This window comes from Nocardioides luti (assembly GCF_014212315.1).
In the GTDB taxonomy this organism is placed as follows: Bacteria; Actinomycetota; Actinomycetes; order Propionibacteriales; family Nocardioidaceae; genus Nocardioides; species Nocardioides luti.
In genome coordinates this window covers 1,417,518-1,438,989 of record NZ_JACKXE010000001.1, presented here as the reverse complement: position 1 = coordinate 1,438,989, position 21,472 = coordinate 1,417,518, and the positions used below count along the sequence as shown (strand labels likewise).

Sequence of the window (21,472 nt, the reverse complement as noted above, 5' to 3'; positions counted from 1 at the left end):
CCACCCCAGGAGCCACCCGTGAGCCTCACCGGCCTCGCCGACGCCGTCCTCGACGACCCCACGATGGCGGGTGCCCTCGCCGACGCCGGAGGTGGCCGGGTCCGCGCGCTCGACCTCACCGGGCCCGAGGCCCTGCGCCCGTTCGTCGTCGCCGGCCTCGTGCGCGCCGGGCGCAGCGTCCTCGCCGTCACGGCCACGGCCCGCGAGGCCGAGGACCTGGTGGCCGCGCTCGCGGACCTCGTCGACCCGGACACGGTGGTGGAGTACCCCTCCTGGGAGACCCTCCCGCACGAGCGGCTCAGCCCCCGCAGCGACACCGTCGGGCGCCGCCTCGCGGTGCTGCGGCGGCTCTGCCACCCGGGCACCGACGCCGCCAACGGCCCGGTCCGCGTGGTCGTCGCGCCGGTCCGCTCGCTGCTGCAGCCGCAGGTCAAGGGCCTCGGCGACCTCGAGCCGGTCGAGCTGGTCCCGGGCGGCACCGCCCCCCTCGACGACGTCGTACGACGGCTGGCGGACGCGGCCTACTCGCGCGTCGACCTGGTGGAGAAGCGCGGTGAGTTCGCCGTCCGCGGTGGCATCGTCGACGTCTTCCCGCCGACCGACGAGCACCCGCTGCGCGTGGAGTTCTGGGGCGACGAGGTCGAGGAGATCCGCACCTTCTCGGTGGCCGACCAGCGCACCCTCGACAAGGTCGAGCGGCTCTGGGCGCCCCCGTGCCGCGAGCTGCTGCTGACCGAGGAGGTCCGCGAGCGCGCCGCCGAGCTGGGTCGGGCCCACCCGAACCTGCTCGAGCTGACCGACAAGATCGCCGCCGGCATCGCCGTCGAGGGCATGGAGTCGCTGGCCCCGGTGCTCGTCGACGACATGGAGCTGCTGATCGACCTGATGCCGGGCGACACCCACGTGCTGGTCCTCGACCCCGAGCGCGCGCGCAGCCGCGCGCACGACCTGGTCGCCACCAGCGAGGAGTTCCTCGGCGCGAGCTGGGCGGCCGCCGCCGGGGGAGGCACCGCCCCGATCGACCTCGGCCCCGCGTCGTACCGCTCCCTGGCCGACGTGCGCGAGCGCAGCCTCGAGCAGGACAAGCCGTGGTGGACGATGAGCCCGTTCGGCATCGACGACGACGGCGCGGCGCCCGCCGCGCCGCTGCACGACGAGCTCGGCGACGTCGTGAGCGCGGGGATCGACGTCCAGGTCGGTGCCGTGCCGAGCCGCAGCCTGCCCGCCAAGCCCGCCGAGGCCTACCGCGGCGACATCGAGCGCGCGATCGGCGACATCGAGCAGTGGGTGAGGGACGGCTACCGGATCGCGGTCGTCCACCCGGGCCACGGCCCCGCGCAGCGGATGGTCGAGGCGCTGGGGGAGCGCGACGTCGCGGCCCGCCTCGTCGAGCCCGACGACCTCACCCTCGACCCGCTGGTCGTCACCGTCACCTGCGGTGCCCTCGACCACGGGTTCGTCGACGAGGTGAACCGGATCGTGCTGCTCACCGGCGACGACCTGTCGGGGCAGAAGTCCTCCACGCGCGACATGCGCAAGATGCCGGCGCGCCGCAAGCGCCAGATCGACCCGCTCGAGCTCGCGGCCGGCGACTACGTCGTCCACGAGGGTCACGGCGTCGGCCGGTTCGTCGAGATGAAGCAGCGCGAGGTCGGCGGCGCCACCCGCGAGTACCTCGTCCTCGAGTACGGCGCCTCCAAGCGCGGCGGCCCGCCCGACCGCCTCTACGTGCCGGCGGACGCGCTGGACCAGGTCACGCGGTACGTCGGCGGCGAGCAGCCCTCGCTGGACCGCCTCGGCGGCGGCGACTGGACCAAGCGCAAGAGCCGCGCCCGCAAGGCGGTCCGCGAGATCGCGGCCGAGCTGATCAAGCTGTACGCCGCCCGGCAGGCCACCCAGGGCTACGCGTTCGGCCCGGACAGCCCGTGGCAGCGCGAGCTCGAGGACGCCTTCCCCTTCAACGAGACCCCGGACCAGCTCAGCACGGTCGACGAGGTCAAGGGCGACATGATGCGGACCGTCCCGATGGACCGGCTGGTCTGCGGCGACGTCGGCTACGGCAAGACCGAGATCGCGGTGCGGGCGGCCTTCAAGGCGGTCCAGGACGGCAAGCAGGTCGCCGTGCTCGTCCCGACGACGCTGCTCGTCACCCAGCACTTCTCGACCTTCGCCGAGCGGATGAGCGGCTTCCCCGTGAACCTCAAGCCGCTCTCGCGCTTCCAGAGCGACAAGGAGGCCAAGGAGGTCCTCGCCGGGCTCGCCGACGGCACCGTCGACATCGTGATCGGCACCCACCGGCTGCTCAACCCCGACATCCGGATCAAGGACCTCGGCCTGATCATCGTCGACGAGGAGCAGCGCTTCGGCGTCGAGCACAAGGAGCAGATGAAGCGGCTGCGGACGTCGGTCGACGTGCTCGCGATGAGCGCGACGCCGATCCCGCGGACCCTCGAGATGGCGGTGACCGGCATCCGCGAGATGTCGACGATCACGACCCCGCCGGAGGAGCGCCACCCCGTGCTGACCTACGTCGGCGCCTACGAGGACCGGCAGATCGTGGCCGCCGTACGCCGTGAGCTGCTCCGCGAGGGCCAGGTCTTCTACATCCACAACCGGGTGAACTCCATCGAGAAGGCCGCCCAGAAGATCAAGGAGCTGGTGCCCGAGGCGCGGGTCGCGACCGCGCACGGGCAGATGGGCGAGCACCAGCTCGAGCAGGTGATGCTCGGCTTCTGGGAGAAGGAGTTCGACGTCCTCGTCTGCACGACGATCGTCGAGTCCGGGCTCGACGTCTCCAACGCCAACACGATGATCATCGAGCGCGCCGACACCCTCGGCCTGAGCCAGCTGCACCAGCTGCGCGGCCGGGTCGGGCGCTCGCGGGAGCGGGCGTACGCCTACTTCCTCTACCCCGCCGAGAAGCCGCTCACCGAGACCGCGCACGAGCGGCTCGCGACGCTGGCGCAGCACTCCGACCTCGGCGGCGGCATGGCGATCGCGATGAAGGACCTCGAGATCCGCGGGGCCGGCAACCTGCTCGGCGGCGAGCAGTCCGGCCACATCGCCGACGTCGGCTTCGACCTCTACGTCCGGCTCGTGGGCGAGGCCGTCAACGAGTTCAAGGGTGGCGGCGTCGACGAGGAGCTCAAGGAGGTCCGCATCGAGCTGCCGGTCGACGCGCACCTGCCGCACGGCTACATCCCCAGCGAGCGGCTGCGCCTGGAGATGTACAAGCGCCTGGCCGAGGTCCGCGCCGACGAGGACGTCGACCTCATCAACGAGGAGCTGCTGGACCGGTACGGCGAGCCGCCGCAGGAGGTCGCCTCGCTGCTCCTGGTCGCCCGCTTCCGGGCCCGCGCCCGCCGGGCCGGCATCGGCGAGGTCACGATCGCGGGCAAGAACGTCCGCTTCGCGCCGGTCTCGCTGCCGGAGTCGCGTGCCGTGCGCCTGGCCCGGATGTACCCCCGCGCCATCGTCAAGCCGCAGGTCGACACGATCCTGGTGCCGCGCCCGCAGACCGCCGTGGTGGGGGGAAAGCCCATCGCGGGCGTGGCTTTGCTTGAATGGGCCCGGGGCGTCATCGACCAGGTGATCGACCCCGCCGACGCGCAGCCCTCCAAGGAGTCCTCGTGAGCACCACCCGTCGATCGCTTGCCGGCCTGGTGGCCGGGTCCGCCCTGCTCGTCTCGGGGCTCTCGGGGTGCGGCGTCGCCGGCACCGACTTCCACCCCGGTGTGGCCGCCCGCGTGGGCGACGCGACCGTGAGCGTGGACGAGGTCGACAGCCTGACCGACAGCTACTGCTCGGCGATCGAGGACCAGCTGACCAAGGCCAAGAACGTCGTCCCGCTCGGCTACCTCCGCAGCGGGGTCGTCGGTCAGCTCACGCTCGTCGAGGCGGCCAAGCAGCTCGCGGCGGAGTACGGCGTCAGCACCGGCGCGCAGTACGAGCAGAAGGTCGCCGAGCTCCGCAGCGCCGTCGCGGCCCTCTCGCCCGACGAGCAGAAGGCCGTCATCGAGATCGAGTCCTCCTCGGCGTACCTCACCGACGTCCTGACCGCCGTCGGCGGCCAGCGGCTCGAGGAGAAGGGCACCAAGAACCCCGAGCCGACCGCCTCCGCCGCCGAGGGCCAGAAGGCACTGACCGCCTGGCTCGACGACCACGACGTGTCGATCGACCCGCAGTTCGGCCTCGCGATCAAGGACGGCAAGGCGGTCCCGACCGACACGTCGCTGTCGTACGCCGTCGGCGACGCCGCCAAGAAGGGCCAGGCCGACAGCCCCGACCAGGTGTACGCCGCCGCGCTGCCCGACGCGCACCGCTGCGGCTGAGGGGTCCCGCGTGGACCCGGCCACCGGCGAGCCGCTGGTCGCGTTCCTCGCCGACATGCGGCGGATGCGCGCCGAGTGCGACTGGAAGCGCGGGCAGACGCACCGCTCGCTGGCGCGCTACCTCCTCGAGGAGACCCACGAGACCCTCGAGCTCCTCGACGCCTGGGACGAGACACCCGGGGCGGTCAACGACCCCGAGCACCTGAGCGAGGAGCTCGGCGACCTGCTGCTGCAGGTGTACTTCCACGCCGCCATCGCCGAGGAGCGCGGCGACTTCACCCTCGACGACGTCGCGCGCGGGCTGATCGCCAAGATGCGCCGGCGGAACCCGCACGTGTTCGGTGGTGCCGAGGGCGGCTCCGCAGCCGAGATCAACGAGGTCTGGCAGGCGATCAAGGCGGCCGAGAAGCCGGACTCCGGCGTCACTTCCGGCCTGCCGATGGGGCTGCCGGCGCTGCTGTACGCCGACAAGGTGCTCGACCGGCTCGACCGGCGCGGGTTGCTGGCGGGGAGCGGTGAGGCTGCCACCGAATCGGGTCCGGGACCGGTGGCTGAGGCGCCGCTGGGCGACCGGCTGCTCGCGCTGGTCGCGGAGGCCCGCGCGGCCGGGGTCGATCCCGAGCAGGAGCTGCGCGACGCCGTACGCCGCCTGCTCGAGGCCGCCGGCGACTGACGGCGACACCGGACGTCATCGGATCCGAGCGCCATGGCCCACGGATCCGATGACGTCCCGCGGACCGCCCACGCCCCAGCCACCCGGGACGGGGCCGAGCCGTCCGGCGCTAGGGTGGTGCCGTCCCGAGACCGGCGGCCGGTGGCCGTCGCGCGACGCCCCCGCACAGCCCCGCACCCGCCCCAGCACCGCACCAGCAACCGCACCAGGAGCAGCCCGTGGCATCCATCGAAGCAGTCGGCGCCCGCGAGATCCTCGACTCGCGCGGCAACCCCACGGTCGAGGTGGAGGTCCTCCTCGACGACGGCGCTTTCGCGCGGGCGATGGTGCCCAGCGGCGCCTCCACGGGAGCGTTCGAGGCGGTCGAGCTGCGCGACGGCGGGGACCGCTACCTCGGCAAGGGCGTCCAGAACGCCGTCAACGGCGTCGTCCAGTCGATCGCCCCGGCGGTCGAGGGCCTCGCCGCCGACGACCAGCGCCTCGTCGACCAGACCATGCTCGAGCTCGACGGCACGCCCAACAAGGCCAAGCTCGGCGCCAACGCGATCCTCGGCGTCTCGCTCGCCGTGGCGCGGGCGGCGGCGGACTCGGCGGGCCTCCCGCTGTACCGCTACGTCGGCGGCCCCAACGCCCACCTGCTGCCCGTCCCGATGATGAACATCCTCAACGGCGGCTCGCACGCGGACTCCAACGTCGACATCCAGGAGTTCATGATCGCGCCGATCGGCGCCGCGACCTTCCGCGAGGGCCTGCGCCACGGCGCGGAGGTCTACCACGCGCTCAAGTCGGTCCTGAAGAAGAAGGGCCTCTCCACCGGCCTCGGCGACGAGGGCGGCTTCGCCCCGAACCTCGACTCCAACCGCGCCGCGCTCGACCTGATCGCGGAGGCCGTCGAGGCCGCCGGCCTGAAGCTCGGCACCGACATCGCCCTGGCGATGGACGTCGCGGCCTCGGAGTTCTTCACGGACGGGTCCTACGCCTTCGAGGGCGGCACCAAGTCCGCCGAGGAGATGACGGCCTACTACGCCGACCTCGTGGCGTCGTACCCCATCGTCTCCATCGAGGACCCGCTCGACGAGGACGACTGGGACGGCTGGAAGGCCATCACCGACCAGCTCGGCACGAAGACCCAGATCGTCGGCGACGACCTCTTCGTGACGAACGTCGAGCGCCTGCAGCGCGGCATCTCCGGCGGCCAGGCGAACGCCCTGCTGGTCAAGGTCAACCAGATCGGCTCGCTGACCGAGACCCTCGACTCCGTCGAGCTGGCGCACCGCAACGGCTACCGCTGCATGATGAGCCACCGCTCCGGCGAGACCGAGGACACCACGATCGCCGACCTCGCGGTCGCCACGAACTGCGGCCAGATCAAGACCGGCGCCCCGGCGCGCTCGGACCGCGTGGCGAAGTACAACCAGCTCCTGCGCATCGAGGACGAGCTCGGCGACGCGGCGCGCTACGCCGGTGCGGCCGCCTTCCCGCGATACCGGGCCTGATCGGGAGACACTTCTCCTGTGGCGGAGCGAAAGACCAACCGGGGCGGGCCCGGAGGCGGCAGACGACCCGGGCAGCGGAGCGTCCCGCGGGTCCGGTCGGTGGAGCAGGCGACCTCGGTCGTCGACCCCGCGACCGGGCCGCGGCGCCCCCGCTTCACCGGGCGGGCGGCCATCCTGCTGCTCGTCCTGGCGGTGCTGACGGTGTCCTACGCCTCCTCGATGCGGGCCTACCTCCAGCAGCGCTCCCACATCACCGACCTCAAGAGCCAGATCGCCCAGCGCGAGGCCAACATCACCGACCTCGAGCGGGAGAAGCGGCGCTGGAACGACCCGGCGTACGTCGAGCAGCAGGCCCGCGAGCGGTTCGGCTACCTGATGCCGGGCGAGACGTCGTACGTCGTGATCGGCGCGGACGGCAAGCCCCTCGAGAGCCGTACCTCGCTCAGCGACCCCTCGACCGTCGACCCCAAGACCCCCACCGCGTGGTGGACCCAGGAGTGGAAGTCCGTGCAGCTCGCCGGCAACCCGCCGAAGCCGACCGCGCCGCCGCTGTCGAAGATCGACGGCTCGCAGCAGTGATCGATCCCGCCGACGAGGCGGCGATCGCCGCCCAGCTGGGCCGGCCGCCGCGCGCCATCCACGAGGTCGGGCACCGCTGCCCCTGCGGCAACCCCGACGTCGCCACCACGGAGCCCCGCCTGCCCAACGGCACGCCGTTCCCCACGACGTACTACCTCACCTGCCCGCGCGCCGCCTCCCGCATCGGCACCCTCGAGGGCTCCGGCCTGATGAAGGAGATGCAGGACCGGCTCGGCACCGACCCGGAGCTGGCGGCGGCCTACCGCGCGGCCCACGAGCGGTACCTCGCCGCCCGCGCCGAGATCGCCGCCCGGGCCGGGCACGACGTCCCCGAGATCGAGGGGATCTCGGCCGGCGGCATGCCCGACCGCGTCAAGTGCCTGCACGTGCTCGCCGGGCAGTCGCTGGCCCAGGGCCGCGGCGTCAACCCGCTCGGCGACGAGGTGCTCGACGCGCTCGGCGCCTGGTGGGAGTCCGGCCCCTGCGTGACCCCGGACGCGTGAGCACCGTCGCCGCGATCGACTGCGGCACCAACACCATCAAGCTCCTGATCGGCGACCTGCCCGACGTCGCCGTCCGCGAGATGCGGATGGTCCGGCTCGGGCAGGACCTCGACCGCACCGGACGGATCGCGGACGAGGCGCTGGTGCGGGCGTTCGCGGCGCTCGACGAGTACGCCGCCCTCATCACCGCCCACGAGGTGCCGGTCGACCGGGTGCGGTTCTGCGCGACGTCGGCGTCGCGGGACGCCTCGAACGCCGCCGACTTCGTGGCCGGGGTCCGCGCCCGGCTGGGCGTCGAGCCGGAGGTGATCGCGGGGGCCGAGGAGGCCGCCCTGGCCTTCGACGGCGCGGTGCGCAACCTGCGGGTCCCGCCGCAGGAGCCGGTCCTGGTCGTCGATATCGGCGGCGGGTCGACCGAGCTGATCCTGGGGTCGTCGGCGCCCGAGACCGCGCACTCGATGGACATCGGCTCGGTTCGCCTGCACGAGCGGCACCTGCACTCCGACCCGCCGACCGCGGCCGAGGTCGCGGCCTGCGTGGCCGACATCGACGCGCACCTCGACGCCTGCCCCGTCGCACCGGGCGACGCGGCGACGGTCGTCGGGGTCGCCGGCACCGTCACGACCGTGGCCGCCGGGGTGCTCGACCTGGCGGCGTACGACCGTACCGACACGGACCAGGCCGTCCTCGCCGCCGACGACGTGCACGCGCTGGTCGACCGGCTGGTCGCGATGACCGTCGCGGAGCGGCTCGAGCTGCCGTGGATGCACCCGGGCCGTGCGGACGTGATCGACGCCGGTGCATTGATCCTGTCGCGGGTGCTGCGCCGCGCCGGCGTCCCGTCCCTGCTCGTGTCCGAGTCCGACATCCTCGACGGGATCGCCTGGTCGATCGGGCGCTGAGCGCGCTGGCAGGTGTTTCACAGGTCATCCCACCCCGACGGGCGGTTTGTGCGGGGGCGCATCGGGCACGGGACGCAGATGACCGACACGACGCGTACGACCGACGAACCACTCGGAGCGGTCGTCCACCGACTCTCCGAGCAGATCCCGGAGCTGGTGCGCAGCGAGCTGCGCCTGGCCCAGGCCGAGCTGGCCCAGAAGGGCAAGAAGGCCGGGGTCGGCATCGGGATGTTCAGCGCCGCCGGCCTGCTGGCGTTCTTCGCCATCGCCACCCTGGTCGCGACCGCCGTCATCGGCCTCGCGATGGTGCTGCCGGCGTGGGCGGCGGGGCTGGTCGTGGCGGTGACCCTGCTGGCGGGGGCCGCCCTCGTGGCCTTCGTCGGCACCAGGGAGGTCAAGGCGGCCACGCCGCCGGCTCCCGAGCGCGCGATCGCCGGCCTGCACGACGACGTCGAGACCATCAAGGGGAAGCACCTGTGAGCACCAACGGCACGACACCCGCCCAGACGTCCGCCCAGACGCCCGCCGCCCAGACGCCCGAGGAGATCGAGGCCGACATCGCGCGCCAGCGCGAGGAGCTCGCCGCGACCGTCGGCCAGCTGCAGGCCAAGCTCGACGTCAAGGCCCGCGCCCAGGACAAGGCCGCCGAGCTCAAGGACCGCGCCACCACGTCCACCGGCTCGCCGCGGCCCGAGCTGGTCGGCGGCGCCGTCGCCGTGCTCGCGGTCGTCGCGCTGCTCGTGTGGCGCCGGCGTACCCACTGACCTCCCGCCCACCCCGACCCACCCCAGGAGTCCCCATGAGCAAGCTGTCCCTCCTCACCGCCGCCGGCATCGGCTACGTCCTCGGCGCCCGCGCCGGCCGCGAGCGCTACGAGCAGATCGCCGCCGGCGCCCGCCAGGTCGCCCGCAACCCCCGCGTGCAGTCGGCCAAGCAGCAGGCGACCGGCGTCGTCGCCGAGCAGGCGGCCGTCGCCAAGGACGCCGCGGCCACCACGGCCAAGGAGGCCGCGTCCGCCGTGGCCTCGACCGTGGCCGACAAGGTCCGCAGCGACGACTCGTCGACCTCGTCCTCGACCGCGGGTGGTGTCGGTGGCGCCCACGCCGCGGCCCGGCCGGCCGGGACCACGGCCCCGCCGCTGTCCTGACGCCCACCCCACCCCAGACCGCCGGCTCGTCCGGCGCGACCCGGCCCCCGTTCGTCGCGTGCGGGGGCCGAGTCGTGCCCCGACGTCCCACCCCCGCGTCTGGCACGGTGAGGGGGTGACCGAGCCGCTGCCGCACCCGCTGACCGGCGAGCCCTTCGCCTCGCCCGTCCCGCCCGGCTCCGGCTGGTCCGACGACCCTGCCGGGCCCGGCACGCCCGTCGCCCGGACGGCCGCCGACGTGCGCGGATTGGTCACCAACCGCACGTCGGAGACCCCGGAACGTGCGGTTGGTGACCAATCCGCAACGTCCCTGGCCGAGCTGACGGCCCGGATCTCGGTCTGCTCGGCGTGCCCGCGGCTGGTGACCTGGCGCGAGGACGTGGCGCGCGACAAGCGGGCGGCGTACGCCGGGGAGCCGTACTGGGGCCGCCCGATCGCGGGCTGGGGGCCGGCCGACGCGCGGGTGCTGGTCGTCGGCCTGGCGCCGGCGGCGCACGGCGGCAACCGGACCGGCCGGATCTTCACCGGGGACCGCTCGGGGGACTGGCTCTTCGCGAGCCTGCACCGGGTCGGGCTGGCCCGCCAGGCGACGAGCGTCCACGCCGGCGACGGGCAGGAGCTGCTCGACACCCGGATGGTGGCCGCGGTCCGCTGCGCCCCGCCGCAGAACAAGCCGACCACCGAGGAGCGCGACACCTGCGCCCCGTGGATCGCCGCCGAGATCCGGCTGCTCACCGAGGTCCGGGTCGTCGTGGCGCTGGGCGCGTTCGGCTGGGACGCGGCGCTGCGGTCCTTCGCGGCCGCAGGCCACGGCGTACCCCGCCCCAAGCCCCGCTTCGGCCACGGCGCCGAGGCCGTCCTCGAGGGGCCTGCCACCGACGAGCCGCGGCGGGACGTGCTGCTGCTCGGGAGCTACCACCCCAGCCAGCAGAACACCTTCACCGGCAAGCTCACCGAGCCGATGCTGGACGACGTGCTCGGCCGCGCGGCCGCCGCTGCGAGAATGCCCCGGTGACCCTCCACGCCATCACCGTCCTCGGCCACGACCGCCCCGGCATCATCGCCGAGACCACCGGCCGCCTCGCCGGCCTCGGGCTCAACCTCGAGGACTCGTCGATGACGCTGCTGCGCGGCCACTTCGCGATGACGCTGGTCTGCGCCGGGTCCGCCACCGACGCCGAGATCGAGGCCGCGCTCGCGCCGCTGGCCGACGACGGGTCGCTGACCGTGACCGTCCGCGAGGTGCCGACCGAGGACGCGGCCGCGGGCGGGGGTACGCCGTGGGTGCTGACCGTGCACGGCGGCGACCGGACCGGCATCGTCTCCTCGATCGTCGAGGAGATCGCCCGCGTGGGCGGCAACATCACCGACCTGACCACCCGGCTGGCCGGCGACCTGTACCTCCTCGTCGCCGAGATCGACCTGCCCGCCGGCGTCGACCCGGCCGCCGTCGACGCCGCGATCCAGCAGGTCGCCTCCGGGCTCGGCGTGGGGGCGACCCTGCGCGAGGCCGAGGCCGACGACCTGTGAGCGAGGAGCAGCACCCGGTCGCCGCCTGGACCGAGGCCGACCTCGGGGTCGAGGGCCGGGTCCTCGACGTGGTCCGCGCGCCGGCCCCCGTGCTGTCGACGCCGGGGGAGCGCGTCGACCCCACCGACCTCGCGACCATGCAGCTCGCGGCGGACCTGGTCGCGACGATGCGGGTCAGCCCCGGCTGCGTCGGGCTGGCCGCGCCGCAGGTCGGCGTCGGCGTACTCCTCTTCTGCGTCGACGTCTCCGCCCACCCCAAGACGCGCACGCACCACGGCACCTTCGTGCTCTGCAACGCGGAGGTCGTCGAGTCGAGCCGCAACGAGAAGGCCCGCGAGGGCTGCATGAGCGTCCCCGACCTGACCGGGGACGTGAAGCGCCCGACCCGCCTGGTCGTCCGCGGCCAGCTGCCCGGCACCGGCGAGGAGGTCACCGTGACCACCGACGCCTTCGAGGCCCGCGCGCTCCTGCACGAGATCGACCACTGCGCCGGGCTGCTGTTCGTGGACCGGGCGGCCGGCGCGCACGCGATCTACGCCCGCAAGACGTACTTATGATCCGGTCCTGACGGACGTCATGCGATCTGGTCGCCGGGGCGACCACATCGCATGACGTCCCCTGGCAGCACCCGGCCCCCGTATCCCAATCGGCAGAGGAAACCGCCTTAAAAGCGGCTCAGTCTGGGTTCGAGTCCCAGCGGGGGCACCCTGCACGGAACCTGCCAAATGAGCCGTCACCAGCGGGAACGCCACGGCCCGGCCGAGCGTTGAACCCGGTGAGCCCTTCTAGACTGGGGCACACACCGGTGAGTCGTCAGATGGACGGCCACCACCCGGCCTCCAAGGAGGAGACCATGCAGAGCAACAACCCGGTGTTCCGCCGCTCGGAGGAGTTCAACCGCCCCGGCGCGAACACCTACGGCAACCAGACGTACGCCGGCAACGGTGCGGCCTACCCCGGCTACGGGCAGGCCGGCCAGTCCGACCCCTCGACCTGGGGCACCGGCACGCCCGGCACCCCGACCCACACCCCGGCCTCCACCGGCCCGATGACGATCGACTCGGTCGTCCAGAAGACCGGCATCACGCTCGGCATCGTCATCGTCTCCGCCCTGGCCACCTGGGTGATGACGCCGGACATCGAGAACGGCGCGATCAGCGGCGGCCTCATCTCCGCCGTGATGATCGGCTCGCTCGCGGCCTTCGCGCTGTCGATGGTGAACTCCTTCAAGAAGGTCATCAGCCCGGCCCTCGTGATGGCGTTCGCGGTCGCGGAGGGCATCGCCCTCGGCGGCCTGAGCAAGCTCTTCGACGTGCAGTTCGGTGACGGGGTCGTCTCCGGCGCCGTGATCGGCACGTTCGCGGCCTTCGCCGGCACGCTCGCGGCGTACAAGGTCTTCAACATCAAGGTCGGCGCGAAGTTCAAGATGATGGTGATGGCTGCCGTCTTCGGGATGATCGGTCTGAGCCTGATGGAGCTCGTGCTGAGCATGTTCAACGCCAGCATCGGCCTCTTCGGCTTCGGCACGCTCGGCATGCTCACCGCGATCGCCGGCCTCGTGCTCGGCGTGTTCATGCTCGTCATGGACTTCGACTTCGTCGAGCAGGGCATCGCCAACGGCATCCCCGAGCGGGAGTCGTGGCGTGCCGCGTTCGCGATGACGGTCAGCCTGGTCTGGATCTACACCAACCTGCTGCGCCTGCTCGCGATCTTCAGCGACAACTAGCCCCACCGAGCTCCGGCCCCGCAACGGTCGGCGCGGAACACGACGGCCCCGGGTACGCCCCGGGGTCGTCGTCATGTCCGGGGCGCGTCGTACGGCGTCAGCGCGAGCCGGCGTCCTGCTCGACCGCAGCGGCCTGCTCGTCCTCGTCGTCGGGCGCCTCGACCTCCGAGTGGGGGTGCCGGCGGCGGTGCCGCAGCTCGACCCACATGCCGCGGACCCCGCGGCGGGACCCGCCGACCTCGGTGCCGTCGAGCTCGGTGCCGGGGGTGTTGACGGCGCGGACGGCCGCGGTGGCCACCGGCAGCACGCCCTCGCCGCGGAACGCCTCCGGCTGGGCCTCGTCGTCGGGGATCAGCCCGAGCGCGGCCATCGTCGAGGGCAGCAGCACCGCGGCCAGGGAGCGGTAGCCGTCCACCGACGGGTGGAACTGGTCGGGGCCGAAGAGCAGCGCGGGCGCGGCGGCGAACTCCGGGCCCAGGATCGAGCCGAGCGAGACGGTGCGGCCGCCCTCCTCGAGGACGGCGATGGTCTGCGCGGCGGCCAGCCGGCGCGACCAGGTGCGCGCGACCTGCTTGAGCGGGGGAGCGATCGGCTTGATGGTGCCGAGGTCCGGGCAGGTGCCGACGACGACGGCGATGCCGGCCTCGCGTAGGCGGCGCACGCCCTCGGACAGCTGGCGCACCGAGGCCGACGGGAAGGTGCCGTGGGTGACGTCGTTGGCGCCGATCAGGATCACCGCGACGTCCGGCTCGATCGGCAGGGTGCGGTCGATCTGGGCGGCCAGGTCGGCGGTCCGGGCGCCGACGACGGCGAACTCGCGCACGTAGACCCGGCGGTCGGCCCGCTCGGCCAGCCCGCTGGCGAGCACCGCGCCCGGGGTCTCCTCGACGCGGTCCACGCCGTACCCGGCCGCGCTGGAGTCGCCCAGCAGCGCCACCTTGAGCGCGGGGCCGGGGCGGCCGCGGCCGTACCACCCGGTCGCGTCCGGCGGCGGCTCGCTGGAGACGACGCCGATGGCCTTGCGGGCGAGCTTCGCCTCGAGGGTCAGGACGCCGTACAACCCGGCGCCGACGGCGGAGAGCCCGCCACCACCGAAGGCGGCAGCGGAGGCGAGCTTGCGCGCTGCTCCGGCTTTCCCCACACCCCCAGTCTACGGAGGGCCGGCGAGCCGCCTGCACGCGGTTTGGTGGGTTGTGGACGGGGGCCTCTAGATTGACGGGATGCAGTATGTGAACTCACTCCTGGACCTCATCGGCAACACCCCGCTGCTGAGGCTGTCCCGGGCCCTCATCACCCCCGAGGAGCCCACGTTCGACCCCGCGACCGCGCCGATGGTGCTGGCGAAGGTCGAGTACCTCAACCCCGGCGGGTCCGTGAAGGACCGGATCGCGACCCGGATGATCGAGGCCGCCGAGGCGTCCGGCGAGCTCCAGCCGGGCGGCACGATCGTCGAGCCCACCTCCGGCAACACCGGCGTCGGCCTCGCGATGGTCGCCCAGGCCAAGGGCTACAAATGCGTCTTCGTGTGCCCGGACAAGGTCAGCGAGGACAAGCGCAACGTGCTCAAGGCGTACGGCGCCGAGGTGGTCGTCTGCCCGACCGCGGTCGCCCCTGAGCACCCCGACTCGTACTACAACGTCAGCGACCGGCTCTCCTCGCAGCCGGGCGCGTGGAAGCCCGACCAGTACTCCAACCCGAACAACCCGCGCTCTCACTACGAGACCACCGGCCCGGAGATCTGGGCGCAGACCGAGGGGAAGATCACCCACTTCGTCTGCGGCGTCGGCACCGGCGGCACGATCAGCGGCATCGGCCGCTACCTCAAGGAGCAGAACCCGGACGTCCAGGTGATCGGCGCCGACCCGGCCGGCTCGGTCTACTCCGGCGGCTCCGGGCGGCCCTACCTCGTCGAGGGCGTCGGCGAGGACTTCTGGCCCGACTGCTACGACCGCACCGTCGCGGACCGGATCATCGAGGTCTCCGACGCGGACTCCTTCCACTACACGCGGCGCCTGGCCCGCGAGGAGGCGCTGCTCGTCGGCGGCTCGTCCGGCATGGCGGCGTACGCCGCGATGCAGCTGGCCCACGAGCTGGCCGGCACCCCCGAGGGCGAGAACGCCGTCATCGTGGTGCTGCTGCCCGACTCCGGCCGCGGCTACCTCACCAAGGTCTTCAACGACGAGTGGCTGGGGCAGTACGGCTTCCTCGCCGCCCGCGACTCCCAGACCGTCGGCGAGGTGCTCCGCGGCAAGGACGGCCGGCTGCCCGACCTCGTGCACACGCACCCCGGCGAGACCATCGCCGAGGCCGTGCAGATCCTGCAGGAGTACGGCGTCTCGCAGATGCCCGTCGTGCGCGCCGAGCCCCCGATCGTGGCCGCCGAGGTCGCCGGGTCGGTCTCCGAGCGCACGCTGCTCGACGCGCTCTTCGCCGGCTCCGCCAAGCTGACCGACCAGGTCGAGGACCACATGTCCCCGGCGCTGCCGACCATCGGCTCGACCGAGGCCGCCCGCGACGCCGTCACCCTGCTCGGCAACGCCGACGCCGTGCTTGTCCAGGAGGACGGCAAGCCGGTCGGCGTGCTCACGCGTCAGGACCTGCTGGCGTTCCTCGCGCGGGGCTGAGGGCGGGCCCACTGGCCCCTGCTTCATCACGGGATGCAGGCGAAGCAGCGCTTCCCTCGGTGAATTCGCCGTGGGAAGCTCCACTTCGCCTGCATCCCGTGATGAAGCGACCGCTCCCGCGTCGGCTAGAATCAGAACCTGTTCTAGTTCCGGCGCGAGGAGCGACATGACGGCGACCCCGGCGACACCCGCGATCGAGGGATGGTTCACGACCGGGGCGGCCGCGGCGCTGGTCGGCGCCCGGTGCACCACGTGCACCACGGTCTTCTTCCCGCGGAGCAGCAGCGGCGCCGGCCCCGACGGGCACGGCTTCTGCCGCAACCCGGCGTGCGCGGGCGAGGAGTTCGAGGACGTCGAGCTGTCGCGGCGCGGCCGGGTCTGGTCGTACACCGACGCGCAGTACCAACCCCCGCCGCCCTACCTCGCGCCCGGCAGCCCCGGCGACGCCTACGAGCCGTTCGCGCTCGCGGCGGTCGAGCTGCCGGAGGGCCTGGTCGTGCTGGGGCAGGTCGCGCAGGGGTACGGCGTCCGCGACCTGCACGTCGGCGCCGAGGTCGAGCTGGTCGTCGAGACGCTGTACGCCGACGAGACCGGTGACCGCACCATCTGGCGCTGGAAGCCCGTGGTCGAGCTGGGCGAGGAGGCCGACCAGTGAGCACCGACGTCGCCGTCCTGGGGGTCGGCATGCACCCGTGGGGCAAGTGGGGCAGGCCGTTCACGACGTACGGCGTGCACGCCGCCCGCGCCGCCCTCGCCGACGCGGACGTCGCCTGGACCGACGTCGACCTGGTGGTCGGCGGCGAGACGGTGCGCAACGGCTACGGCGGGTATGTCGCCGGCGCGACCTTCGCCCAGGCCCTGGGCTGGAACGGCGCCCGCGTCGCCACGTCGTACGCCGCCTGCGCCACCGGCGCCCAGGCGATCGACACCGCGCGCGCCCGGATCCTCGCCGGGCTCTGCGAGGTCGCGCTCGTAGTCGGGGCCGACACGACGCCCAAGGGCTTCCTGGCCCCGAACGCCGGCGAGCGCTGGGACGACCCGGACTGGCTGCGCTTCCGGCTGCTCGGGATGACGAACCCGGCGTACTTCGCGATGTACGCCCGCCGCCGGATGGACCTCCACGGGGCCACCTCGGAGGACTTCGCGGCGGTCAAGGTCAAGAACGCCCGGCACGGGCTGGCCAACCCGAACGCGCGCTACCGCAAGGAGGTCAGTGCCGAGGACGTCCTGACCAGCGCCGTGGTCTCGGACCCGCTGCACCTGCTCGACATCTGCGCGACCTCCGACGGGGCGGCGGCGGTCGTCCTGACCAGCGTCGACTACGCGCGCCGCCACGGGATCGCCGCGCCGGTCCGGGTGCGGGCCGTCTCGACGGTCACCCCGACCTTCCCGAACACCGTGCTGGACATGCCGAACCTCTCGACCGACTCGAGCGCCGTGGCCGGCGTCCCGGAGCGGACCTTCAAGCAGTCGATCGCGCACGCGGCGTACGAGGAGGCCGGCATCGGCCCCGAGGACGTCAGCCTGGCCGAGGTGTACGACCTCTCCACCGCCCTCGAGCTGGACTGGATGGAGGACATCGGGCTCTGCAAGCCCGGCGAGGCCGAGGCGATGCTCCGGGCCGGCGACACCACCATCGGTGGCCGCGTCCCGGTGAACCCGTCCGGCGGGCTGGCCTGCTTCGGCGAGGCGGTCCCGGCGCAGGCGATCGCCCAGGTCTGCGAGGTCACCTGGCAGCTGCGCGGGCAGGCGACCGGCCGCCAGGTCGAGGGTGCCCGGGTCGGCATCACCGCCAACCAGGGGCTCTTCGGGCACGGGTCGTCGGTGCTGCTCAGCACCTGACCGGAGGACCGAACGGGCGCCGGGACGGGACCTTGGTCCCTGCCGCGGGATGGCCGCACGGGGCCACGCTGGACGTGACCCAGACGTCCAGGAGGACCCCATGACCACCGACCACCGGCCCGTCGTCGTCGCCGTCAGCGAGCAGTGCGTGCCCGAGGCGGCGCTCGCGTACGCCGTCCAGGAGGCCGTCCGCCAGGGCGCGCCCCTCGAGCTCGTGCACGCCTACGACGTGGTGCCGCACGCGCCGCAGACCGGGCTGGACGACGTCGCCCGCGCCGAGCGGATCGCCGCCGGGGCGCTGCAGGTCGCGCTGGAGCGCGCGGCCGAGCTCGTCGCCTCGCGGGTCGCCGTCCGCGGTCGCCTCGTGCGGCTGCCGGTCGTCCGCGGCATCGTGGAGGCGGCGGAGCCGGCCCGGCTGCTGGTCCTAGAGCGCCGCGACGAGACCCGCCTGGCGCGGATCGCGACCCGCTCGACCACCAGCGGGGTGGCGGCGCGCACGTCCGTCCCGGTCGTCGTCGTGCCCCGCCGCGGCCCGCACGGGCCGCTCGGCCGCGTCGTGGTCGGCGTCGACGTCCCCGAGCGCAGCCACGCGATCCTCGTCCAGGCCCTGGCCGTCGGCGCCGCCCGCGGCGTCGGGGTGCGGGTGGTCCACACGTGGTGGTTCCCCGGCGGGTACGACGACCTCGTCATGTCCCGCGAGACCTCCGAGGCGTTCTCGGCCGCGGCCCGCGTGCAGGTGGAGGCCGCGCTGGCGGAGGCGGTCGCGGAGCACCCCGGCGTCCCCGTCGAGGTCGAGGTCCGCCACGCCCGACCGGCCGACGCGCTCGTCGAGGCCTCGACCGGTGCCGCCCTCGTGGTGGTCGGCCGCCACGACCCGCTCGTGCCGACCGGCTCGCACCTGGGGCCCGTGGCGCGGGCGGTGCTGCGCGAGGCGGCCTGCCCGGTGCTGCTCGTCGCGCCGCACCCGCACCGCGCCGTGCGCGCCCACGGGCACGACCAGGGCCACGACCAGGCGCCCGGCCACCGGGCCGCGCTGCTCGTGTGACCGGCGCCGACGAACCGCCCGAGGTGGGACAGTGGCCGCATGACGGATCCCCAGCGCATCACGGTCTACCTCCTCGACGACCACGAGGTGGTCCGCCAGGGTCTCCGGGCGCTGCTCGAGGCCGCCGGTGACATCGAGGTCGTGGGGGAGTCGGGGTCGGCCGAGGAGGCCACGTCGCGGATTCCCGCGCTGCGCCCCGACGTCGCGGTCCTCGACGGCCGGCTGCCGGACGGCTCGGGGGTCGAGGTCTGCCGGGCGGTCCGGGCGGTGGACCCGTCGATCCGGGCGCTCATCCTGACGTCGTACGACGACGACGAGGCGCTCTTCGCGGCGATCATGGCCGGGGCGTCGGGCTACGTGCTCAAGGAGATCAAGGGCTCCGACCTCGTCGGGGCCGTGCGCCAGGTCGCGGCCGGCAACTCGCTGATCGACCCGGCGCTGACCGCGCGCGTCCTCGACCGGGTGCGCAACGGCCCGGCGACGGCGCCGGAGCTCGCCGAGCTGACCGAGCAGGAGCTCAAGCTGCTCGCGCTGATCGCCGAGGGCCTGACCAACCGGCAGATCGGCGAGCGGATGTTCCTCGCCGAGAAGACGGTCAAGAACTACGTCTCCAGCATCCTGAGCAAGCTCGGCCTCGAGCGCCGCACCCAGGCCGCCGTGCTCGCCTCGAAGCTCCTCGGCCCGGCCGGTCAGGCCGGCCCGGCCGGTCAGGGCCCCGGCGGCGGGCCGAACGGTCCCGGACACTGAGGACCATCAGCACCCACCGGGGGACCATCCGCCCCTGCCGGTGACCCCCCTCCCCGCGGGAGGCTCGAGTCAGAAGAAGTCCACTACTCGAGGAGGCCGCCGCCATGGCTGTCATGCACCAGCACACGAACGTGGAGAGCGTCGCGGGCGACGTCTCCGCCACCCACGTCACGACCACCCGGCGCGTCCTGGCCGCCCTGCGGATCGCCTTCGGGCTGACCTTCCTGTGGGCGTTCTTCGACAAGCTGCTGGCCCTGGGCTTCCACACCGGCTACGACCCGACCGGGGCCACGCTGGACCGCTTCGGCCCCGCCGCCTGGATCAACGGCGGCAGCCCGACGGAGGGCTTCCTGAAGTTCGGCGCCGACGGCCCCTTCAAGGGCTTCTACAACAGCATCGGCGGCACCGCCTGGGCCGACACCCTCTTCATGCTCGGCCTGCTCGGCATCGGGACGGCGCTGACCTTCGGGATCGGCATGCGCTTCGCGGCCGTCGCCGGCGCGACGATGTACCTCCTCATGTGGAGCGTGGCCCTGCCGCCGGAGACCAACCCCGTGCTCGACGACCACATCCTCGGTGCGCTCAGCGTGGTCGCGCTGGCCCTCCTCAACGCCGGCGACACCTGGGGCCTCGGCCACTGGTGGGGCAGCCAGAAGGTCGTCCAGGAGCACCCCGTCCTGCGGTGATCCCACTCGCCGCAGTGAGCGGCCACCCGGCACGCCGGGTGGCCGCTCTGCCACGTCCGGGACCGTCGCTCAGCCGAGCGGGACCCACCAGCTGAACGACGTGCCCCGCGGCTCGCGCGCCGTCAGCTCCAGCCCACCGCCGAGGGCGCCGGCCCGGCGCCGGGCGTTGCGCAGCCCGCTCTCGGCCGGACCGGCCGCGACCCCCACCCCGTCGTCGAGCACGGTGAGCCGCACGTCCTCGCCGGTCACGAGCAGCACGACCTCGGCGTACGACGCCTGCGCGTGCCGCGCCAGGTTCGACAGTGCCTCGCGCAGCACCGGCACGAGCTGCTCGCGGACCGGGTCGGGCACGGCGGTGTCGACGGGACCGCTGGTGCGGACCGTGGGGGTGTACCCGAGGACGGAGGCGTACTCCTGCACGAGCGCGCGCAGCTCCGCCCGCAGCGAGTCGGAGCGCTGGAGCTGCAGCTCGAAGATCGTGCCGCGGATGTCCTTGATCGTCTGGTCGAGGTCGGTGACGGCGCGGTCGAGCCGCTCGGCGATGTCCGGGCTGGCCGCGAGCAGGGCGGCGGTCTGGAGGTGCAGGCCGGTGGCGAAGAGGCGCTGGATCACCACGTCGTGCAGGTCGCGCGCGATCCGCTCGCGGTCCGAGATCAGCACCAGCTCCTCGCGGTCGGCCAGGGCCTGGGCCCGGTCGAGGGCCAGCGCGGCCTGGTCGGCGAAGGACGCGAGCAGCTCGCGCTCCTCGACGTCCTGGGGCGCGCGGCCGCTGTCGAAGAGCGCCACCAGCGCGGCCCGCTCGGCCAGGTGCGCCCGCAGCGGGATCACCAGCGCGGTGAGGGGCCCGAGATCCACGGCGGCGATGTCGGTCCCGGAGCGGGGCCTCGTCGCGAGCTCGTCCAGCGCGGCGGTGGCGCGGTCGGCGTCGGCCGGGTCGGAGGTGACGGTGCGTGCGGTGTCGTAGCGGTACCCGAGCACGGCGGTGGCCCGTGCCCCGGACACCGAGCGTGCGGCCTGGGTGATCAGCCGCAGCGCCCGGACGACGTCGACGGGGGGCTGCAGCGCGTCGGCCAGCGCGGCCGAGGCCTCCAGCCACTGGCGCCGGCGCTCGCTGAGGCCGTAGGAGCGGGCGTTCTCGATCACGAAGCCCGCGGCGCTGGCGAGCGCCCCGACGAGCAGCTCGTCCTGCTCGGTGAACTCGGTCCCGCCGGCCTTCTCGGTCAGGTAGAGGTTGCCGAACACCGTGCCCCTGATCCGCACCGGGACGCCCAGGAACGTCGTCATCGGTGGATGGTTCGCGGGGAAGCCCACCGAGTGCGGGTGCGCGCTGAGCGAGGGCAGCCGGAGCGCGCGGGGCTGCTCGATCAGCAGGCCGAGGATGCCCTGGCCCCGGGGCAGGTCGCCGATCAGCGCGCGCTGCTCCTCGGTGAGGCCGGTGGTGACGAACTCGACCAGGGAGCCGTCGTGGCCGATCACCCCGAGCGCGGCGTACTGCGCGCCCGTGAGCTCGGAGGCGGCCTCCACGATCCGGGTGAGCACGCTGCGCAGGTCGAGGTCGGAGGAGATCGCGATCACCGCGTCCAGCAGGGCCTGGGCGGTGCCGGGCAGCTCGGGACGCGGGGAGGTCGTCATCGGGCCAGT

At 73.6% G+C, this 21,472-nt stretch carries 22 protein-coding genes and 1 tRNA gene; 21 read left to right on the top strand and 2 right to left on the bottom strand.

All coding sequences use genetic code 11. The features are described 5' to 3' along the window. Positions 1-18: 18 nt before the first annotated feature. From mfd to H5V45_RS06880, 15 genes are all read left to right on the top strand, one after another. Positions 19-3,633 (top strand): transcription-repair coupling factor, encoded by a 3,615-nt coding sequence (gene mfd / locus H5V45_RS06950; RefSeq protein WP_185252260.1) that lies wholly within the window; start codon positions 19-21, stop codon positions 3,631-3,633. Then, positions 3,630-4,331, top strand: coding sequence for a hypothetical protein (locus tag H5V45_RS06945; protein WP_185252259.1), 702 nt, complete (start codon positions 3,630-3,632; stop codon positions 4,329-4,331). The genes mfd and H5V45_RS06945 overlap by 4 nt, the downstream gene beginning before the upstream one ends. A gap of 10 nt (positions 4,332-4,341) precedes the next feature. Then, positions 4,342-5,004, top strand: a complete 663-nt coding sequence (locus H5V45_RS06940; RefSeq protein ID WP_221633939.1) for a nucleoside triphosphate pyrophosphohydrolase — start codon at positions 4,342-4,344, stop codon at positions 5,002-5,004. 218 nt (positions 5,005-5,222) lie between these two features. After that, entirely contained in the window at positions 5,223-6,500 is a 1,278-nt protein-coding gene (eno, locus tag H5V45_RS06935) for a phosphopyruvate hydratase (protein WP_185252258.1), read from the top strand. A 99-nt stretch (positions 6,501-6,599) separates the two neighbouring features. Then, positions 6,600-7,079, top strand: a complete 480-nt coding sequence (locus tag H5V45_RS06930; protein WP_343061459.1) for an FtsB family cell division protein — start codon at positions 6,600-6,602, stop codon at positions 7,077-7,079. Beyond that, on the top strand, positions 7,076-7,582 hold the full coding sequence (locus H5V45_RS06925) for a DUF501 domain-containing protein (protein ID WP_343061458.1): 507 nt from the start codon (positions 7,076-7,078) through the stop codon (positions 7,580-7,582). The genes H5V45_RS06930 and H5V45_RS06925 overlap by 4 nt, the downstream gene beginning before the upstream one ends. Further along, positions 7,579-8,484 carry a Ppx/GppA phosphatase family protein gene (locus tag H5V45_RS06920; RefSeq protein ID WP_343061457.1) on the top strand — a complete coding sequence of 302 codons (906 nt, stop codon included), beginning with the start codon at positions 7,579-7,581 and terminating at the stop codon, positions 8,482-8,484. Before H5V45_RS06925 ends, H5V45_RS06920 begins: the two co-directional genes overlap by 4 nt. A gap of 78 nt (positions 8,485-8,562) precedes the next feature. Next, positions 8,563-8,964 (top strand): phage holin family protein, encoded by a 402-nt coding sequence (locus H5V45_RS06915; protein WP_185252256.1) that lies wholly within the window; start codon positions 8,563-8,565, stop codon positions 8,962-8,964. After that, complete coding sequence (locus H5V45_RS21815; RefSeq protein ID WP_185252255.1) at positions 8,961-9,248, top strand: DUF3618 domain-containing protein; 288 nt, start codon at positions 8,961-8,963, stop codon at positions 9,246-9,248. The genes H5V45_RS06915 and H5V45_RS21815 overlap by 4 nt, the downstream gene beginning before the upstream one ends. Positions 9,249-9,283: 35 nt before the next feature. Further along, entirely contained in the window at positions 9,284-9,631 is a 348-nt protein-coding gene (locus H5V45_RS06905; protein ID WP_185252254.1) for a hypothetical protein, read from the top strand. Positions 9,632-9,746: 115 nt separating this feature from the next. Beyond that, positions 9,747-10,646, top strand: a complete 900-nt coding sequence (locus H5V45_RS06900; RefSeq protein WP_185252253.1) for a uracil-DNA glycosylase family protein — start codon at positions 9,747-9,749, stop codon at positions 10,644-10,646. After that, on the top strand, positions 10,643-11,161 hold the full coding sequence (locus tag H5V45_RS22605; protein WP_185252252.1) for an ACT domain-containing protein: 519 nt from the start codon (positions 10,643-10,645) through the stop codon (positions 11,159-11,161). The genes H5V45_RS06900 and H5V45_RS22605 overlap by 4 nt, the downstream gene beginning before the upstream one ends. Then, complete coding sequence (locus H5V45_RS22600; RefSeq protein ID WP_185252251.1) at positions 11,158-11,718, top strand: peptide deformylase; 561 nt, start codon at positions 11,158-11,160, stop codon at positions 11,716-11,718. The genes H5V45_RS22605 and H5V45_RS22600 overlap by 4 nt, the downstream gene beginning before the upstream one ends. A 74-nt stretch (positions 11,719-11,792) precedes the next feature. Next, positions 11,793-11,866 (top strand) — tRNA-Leu (locus H5V45_RS06885). A gap of 148 nt (positions 11,867-12,014) precedes the next feature. After that, a complete protein-coding gene (locus H5V45_RS06880) occupies positions 12,015-12,887 on the top strand; it encodes a Bax inhibitor-1/YccA family protein (protein WP_185254513.1) in 873 nt (290 codons plus the stop codon). A gap of 97 nt (positions 12,888-12,984) precedes the next feature. Here the strand turns inward: H5V45_RS06880 and H5V45_RS06875 are convergent, their stop codons facing one another. Continuing rightward, complete coding sequence (locus tag H5V45_RS06875; RefSeq protein WP_185252250.1) at positions 12,985-14,028, bottom strand: GDSL-type esterase/lipase family protein; 1,044 nt, start codon at positions 14,026-14,028, stop codon at positions 12,985-12,987. A 79-nt stretch (positions 14,029-14,107) separates the two neighbouring features. On the opposite strand from H5V45_RS06875, the gene H5V45_RS06870 reads away from it, so the two are divergent. The 6 genes from H5V45_RS06870 to H5V45_RS06845 all read left to right on the top strand — a co-directional run bounded on the left by H5V45_RS06870 (position 14,108) and on the right by H5V45_RS06845 (position 19,831). After that, complete coding sequence (locus tag H5V45_RS06870; RefSeq protein ID WP_185252249.1) at positions 14,108-15,511, top strand: cystathionine beta-synthase; 1,404 nt, start codon at positions 14,108-14,110, stop codon at positions 15,509-15,511. Between the two features lie 166 nt (positions 15,512-15,677). After that, complete coding sequence (locus H5V45_RS06865; RefSeq protein ID WP_185252248.1) at positions 15,678-16,166, top strand: Zn-ribbon domain-containing OB-fold protein; 489 nt, start codon at positions 15,678-15,680, stop codon at positions 16,164-16,166. Continuing rightward, complete coding sequence (locus H5V45_RS06860; protein ID WP_185252247.1) at positions 16,163-17,353, top strand: lipid-transfer protein; 1,191 nt, start codon at positions 16,163-16,165, stop codon at positions 17,351-17,353. The genes H5V45_RS06865 and H5V45_RS06860 overlap by 4 nt, the downstream gene beginning before the upstream one ends. Positions 17,354-17,453: 100 nt before the next feature. Next, on the top strand, positions 17,454-18,398 hold the full coding sequence (locus H5V45_RS06855) for a universal stress protein (protein WP_185252246.1): 945 nt from the start codon (positions 17,454-17,456) through the stop codon (positions 18,396-18,398). A 39-nt stretch (positions 18,399-18,437) separates the two neighbouring features. Then, positions 18,438-19,145, top strand: coding sequence for a response regulator (locus H5V45_RS06850; protein WP_185252245.1), 708 nt, complete (start codon positions 18,438-18,440; stop codon positions 19,143-19,145). Between the two features lie 104 nt (positions 19,146-19,249). Continuing rightward, the gene (locus tag H5V45_RS06845; protein WP_185252244.1) at positions 19,250-19,831 is read left to right on the top strand and encodes a DoxX family membrane protein; all 582 of its coding nucleotides are present in this window, start codon (positions 19,250-19,252) and stop codon (positions 19,829-19,831) included. Positions 19,832-19,900: 69 nt separating this feature from the next. Here the strand turns inward: H5V45_RS06845 and H5V45_RS06840 are convergent, their stop codons facing one another. Next, positions 19,901-21,463, bottom strand: a complete 1,563-nt coding sequence (locus H5V45_RS06840; protein ID WP_185252243.1) for a GAF domain-containing sensor histidine kinase — start codon at positions 21,461-21,463, stop codon at positions 19,901-19,903. Positions 21,464-21,472 lie beyond the last annotated feature (9 nt).

Bases quoted from the DNA above. Each gene is read 5' to 3' on its own strand.
- H5V45_RS06915 (WP_185252256.1), top strand. From the start codon at position 8,563: ATGACCGACACGACGCGTACGACCGACGAACCACTCGGAGCGGTCGTC.
- H5V45_RS06905 (WP_185252254.1), top strand. From the start codon at position 9,284: ATGAGCAAGCTGTCCCTCCTCACCGCCGCCGGCATCGGCTACGTCCTC.
- H5V45_RS06880 (WP_185254513.1), top strand. From the start codon at position 12,015: ATGCAGAGCAACAACCCGGTGTTCCGCCGCTCGGAGGAGTTCAACCGC.
- H5V45_RS06870 (WP_185252249.1), top strand. From the start codon at position 14,108: ATGCAGTATGTGAACTCACTCCTGGACCTCATCGGCAACACCCCGCTG.
- H5V45_RS06865 (WP_185252248.1), top strand. From the start codon at position 15,678: ATGACGGCGACCCCGGCGACACCCGCGATCGAGGGATGGTTCACGACC.
- H5V45_RS06855 (WP_185252246.1), top strand. From the start codon at position 17,454: ATGACCACCGACCACCGGCCCGTCGTCGTCGCCGTCAGCGAGCAGTGC.
- H5V45_RS06850 (WP_185252245.1), top strand. From the start codon at position 18,438: ATGACGGATCCCCAGCGCATCACGGTCTACCTCCTCGACGACCACGAG.
- H5V45_RS06845 (WP_185252244.1), top strand. From the start codon at position 19,250: ATGGCTGTCATGCACCAGCACACGAACGTGGAGAGCGTCGCGGGCGAC.
- H5V45_RS06840 (WP_185252243.1), bottom strand. From the start codon at position 21,463: ATGACGACCTCCCCGCGTCCCGAGCTGCCCGGCACCGCCCAGGCCCTG.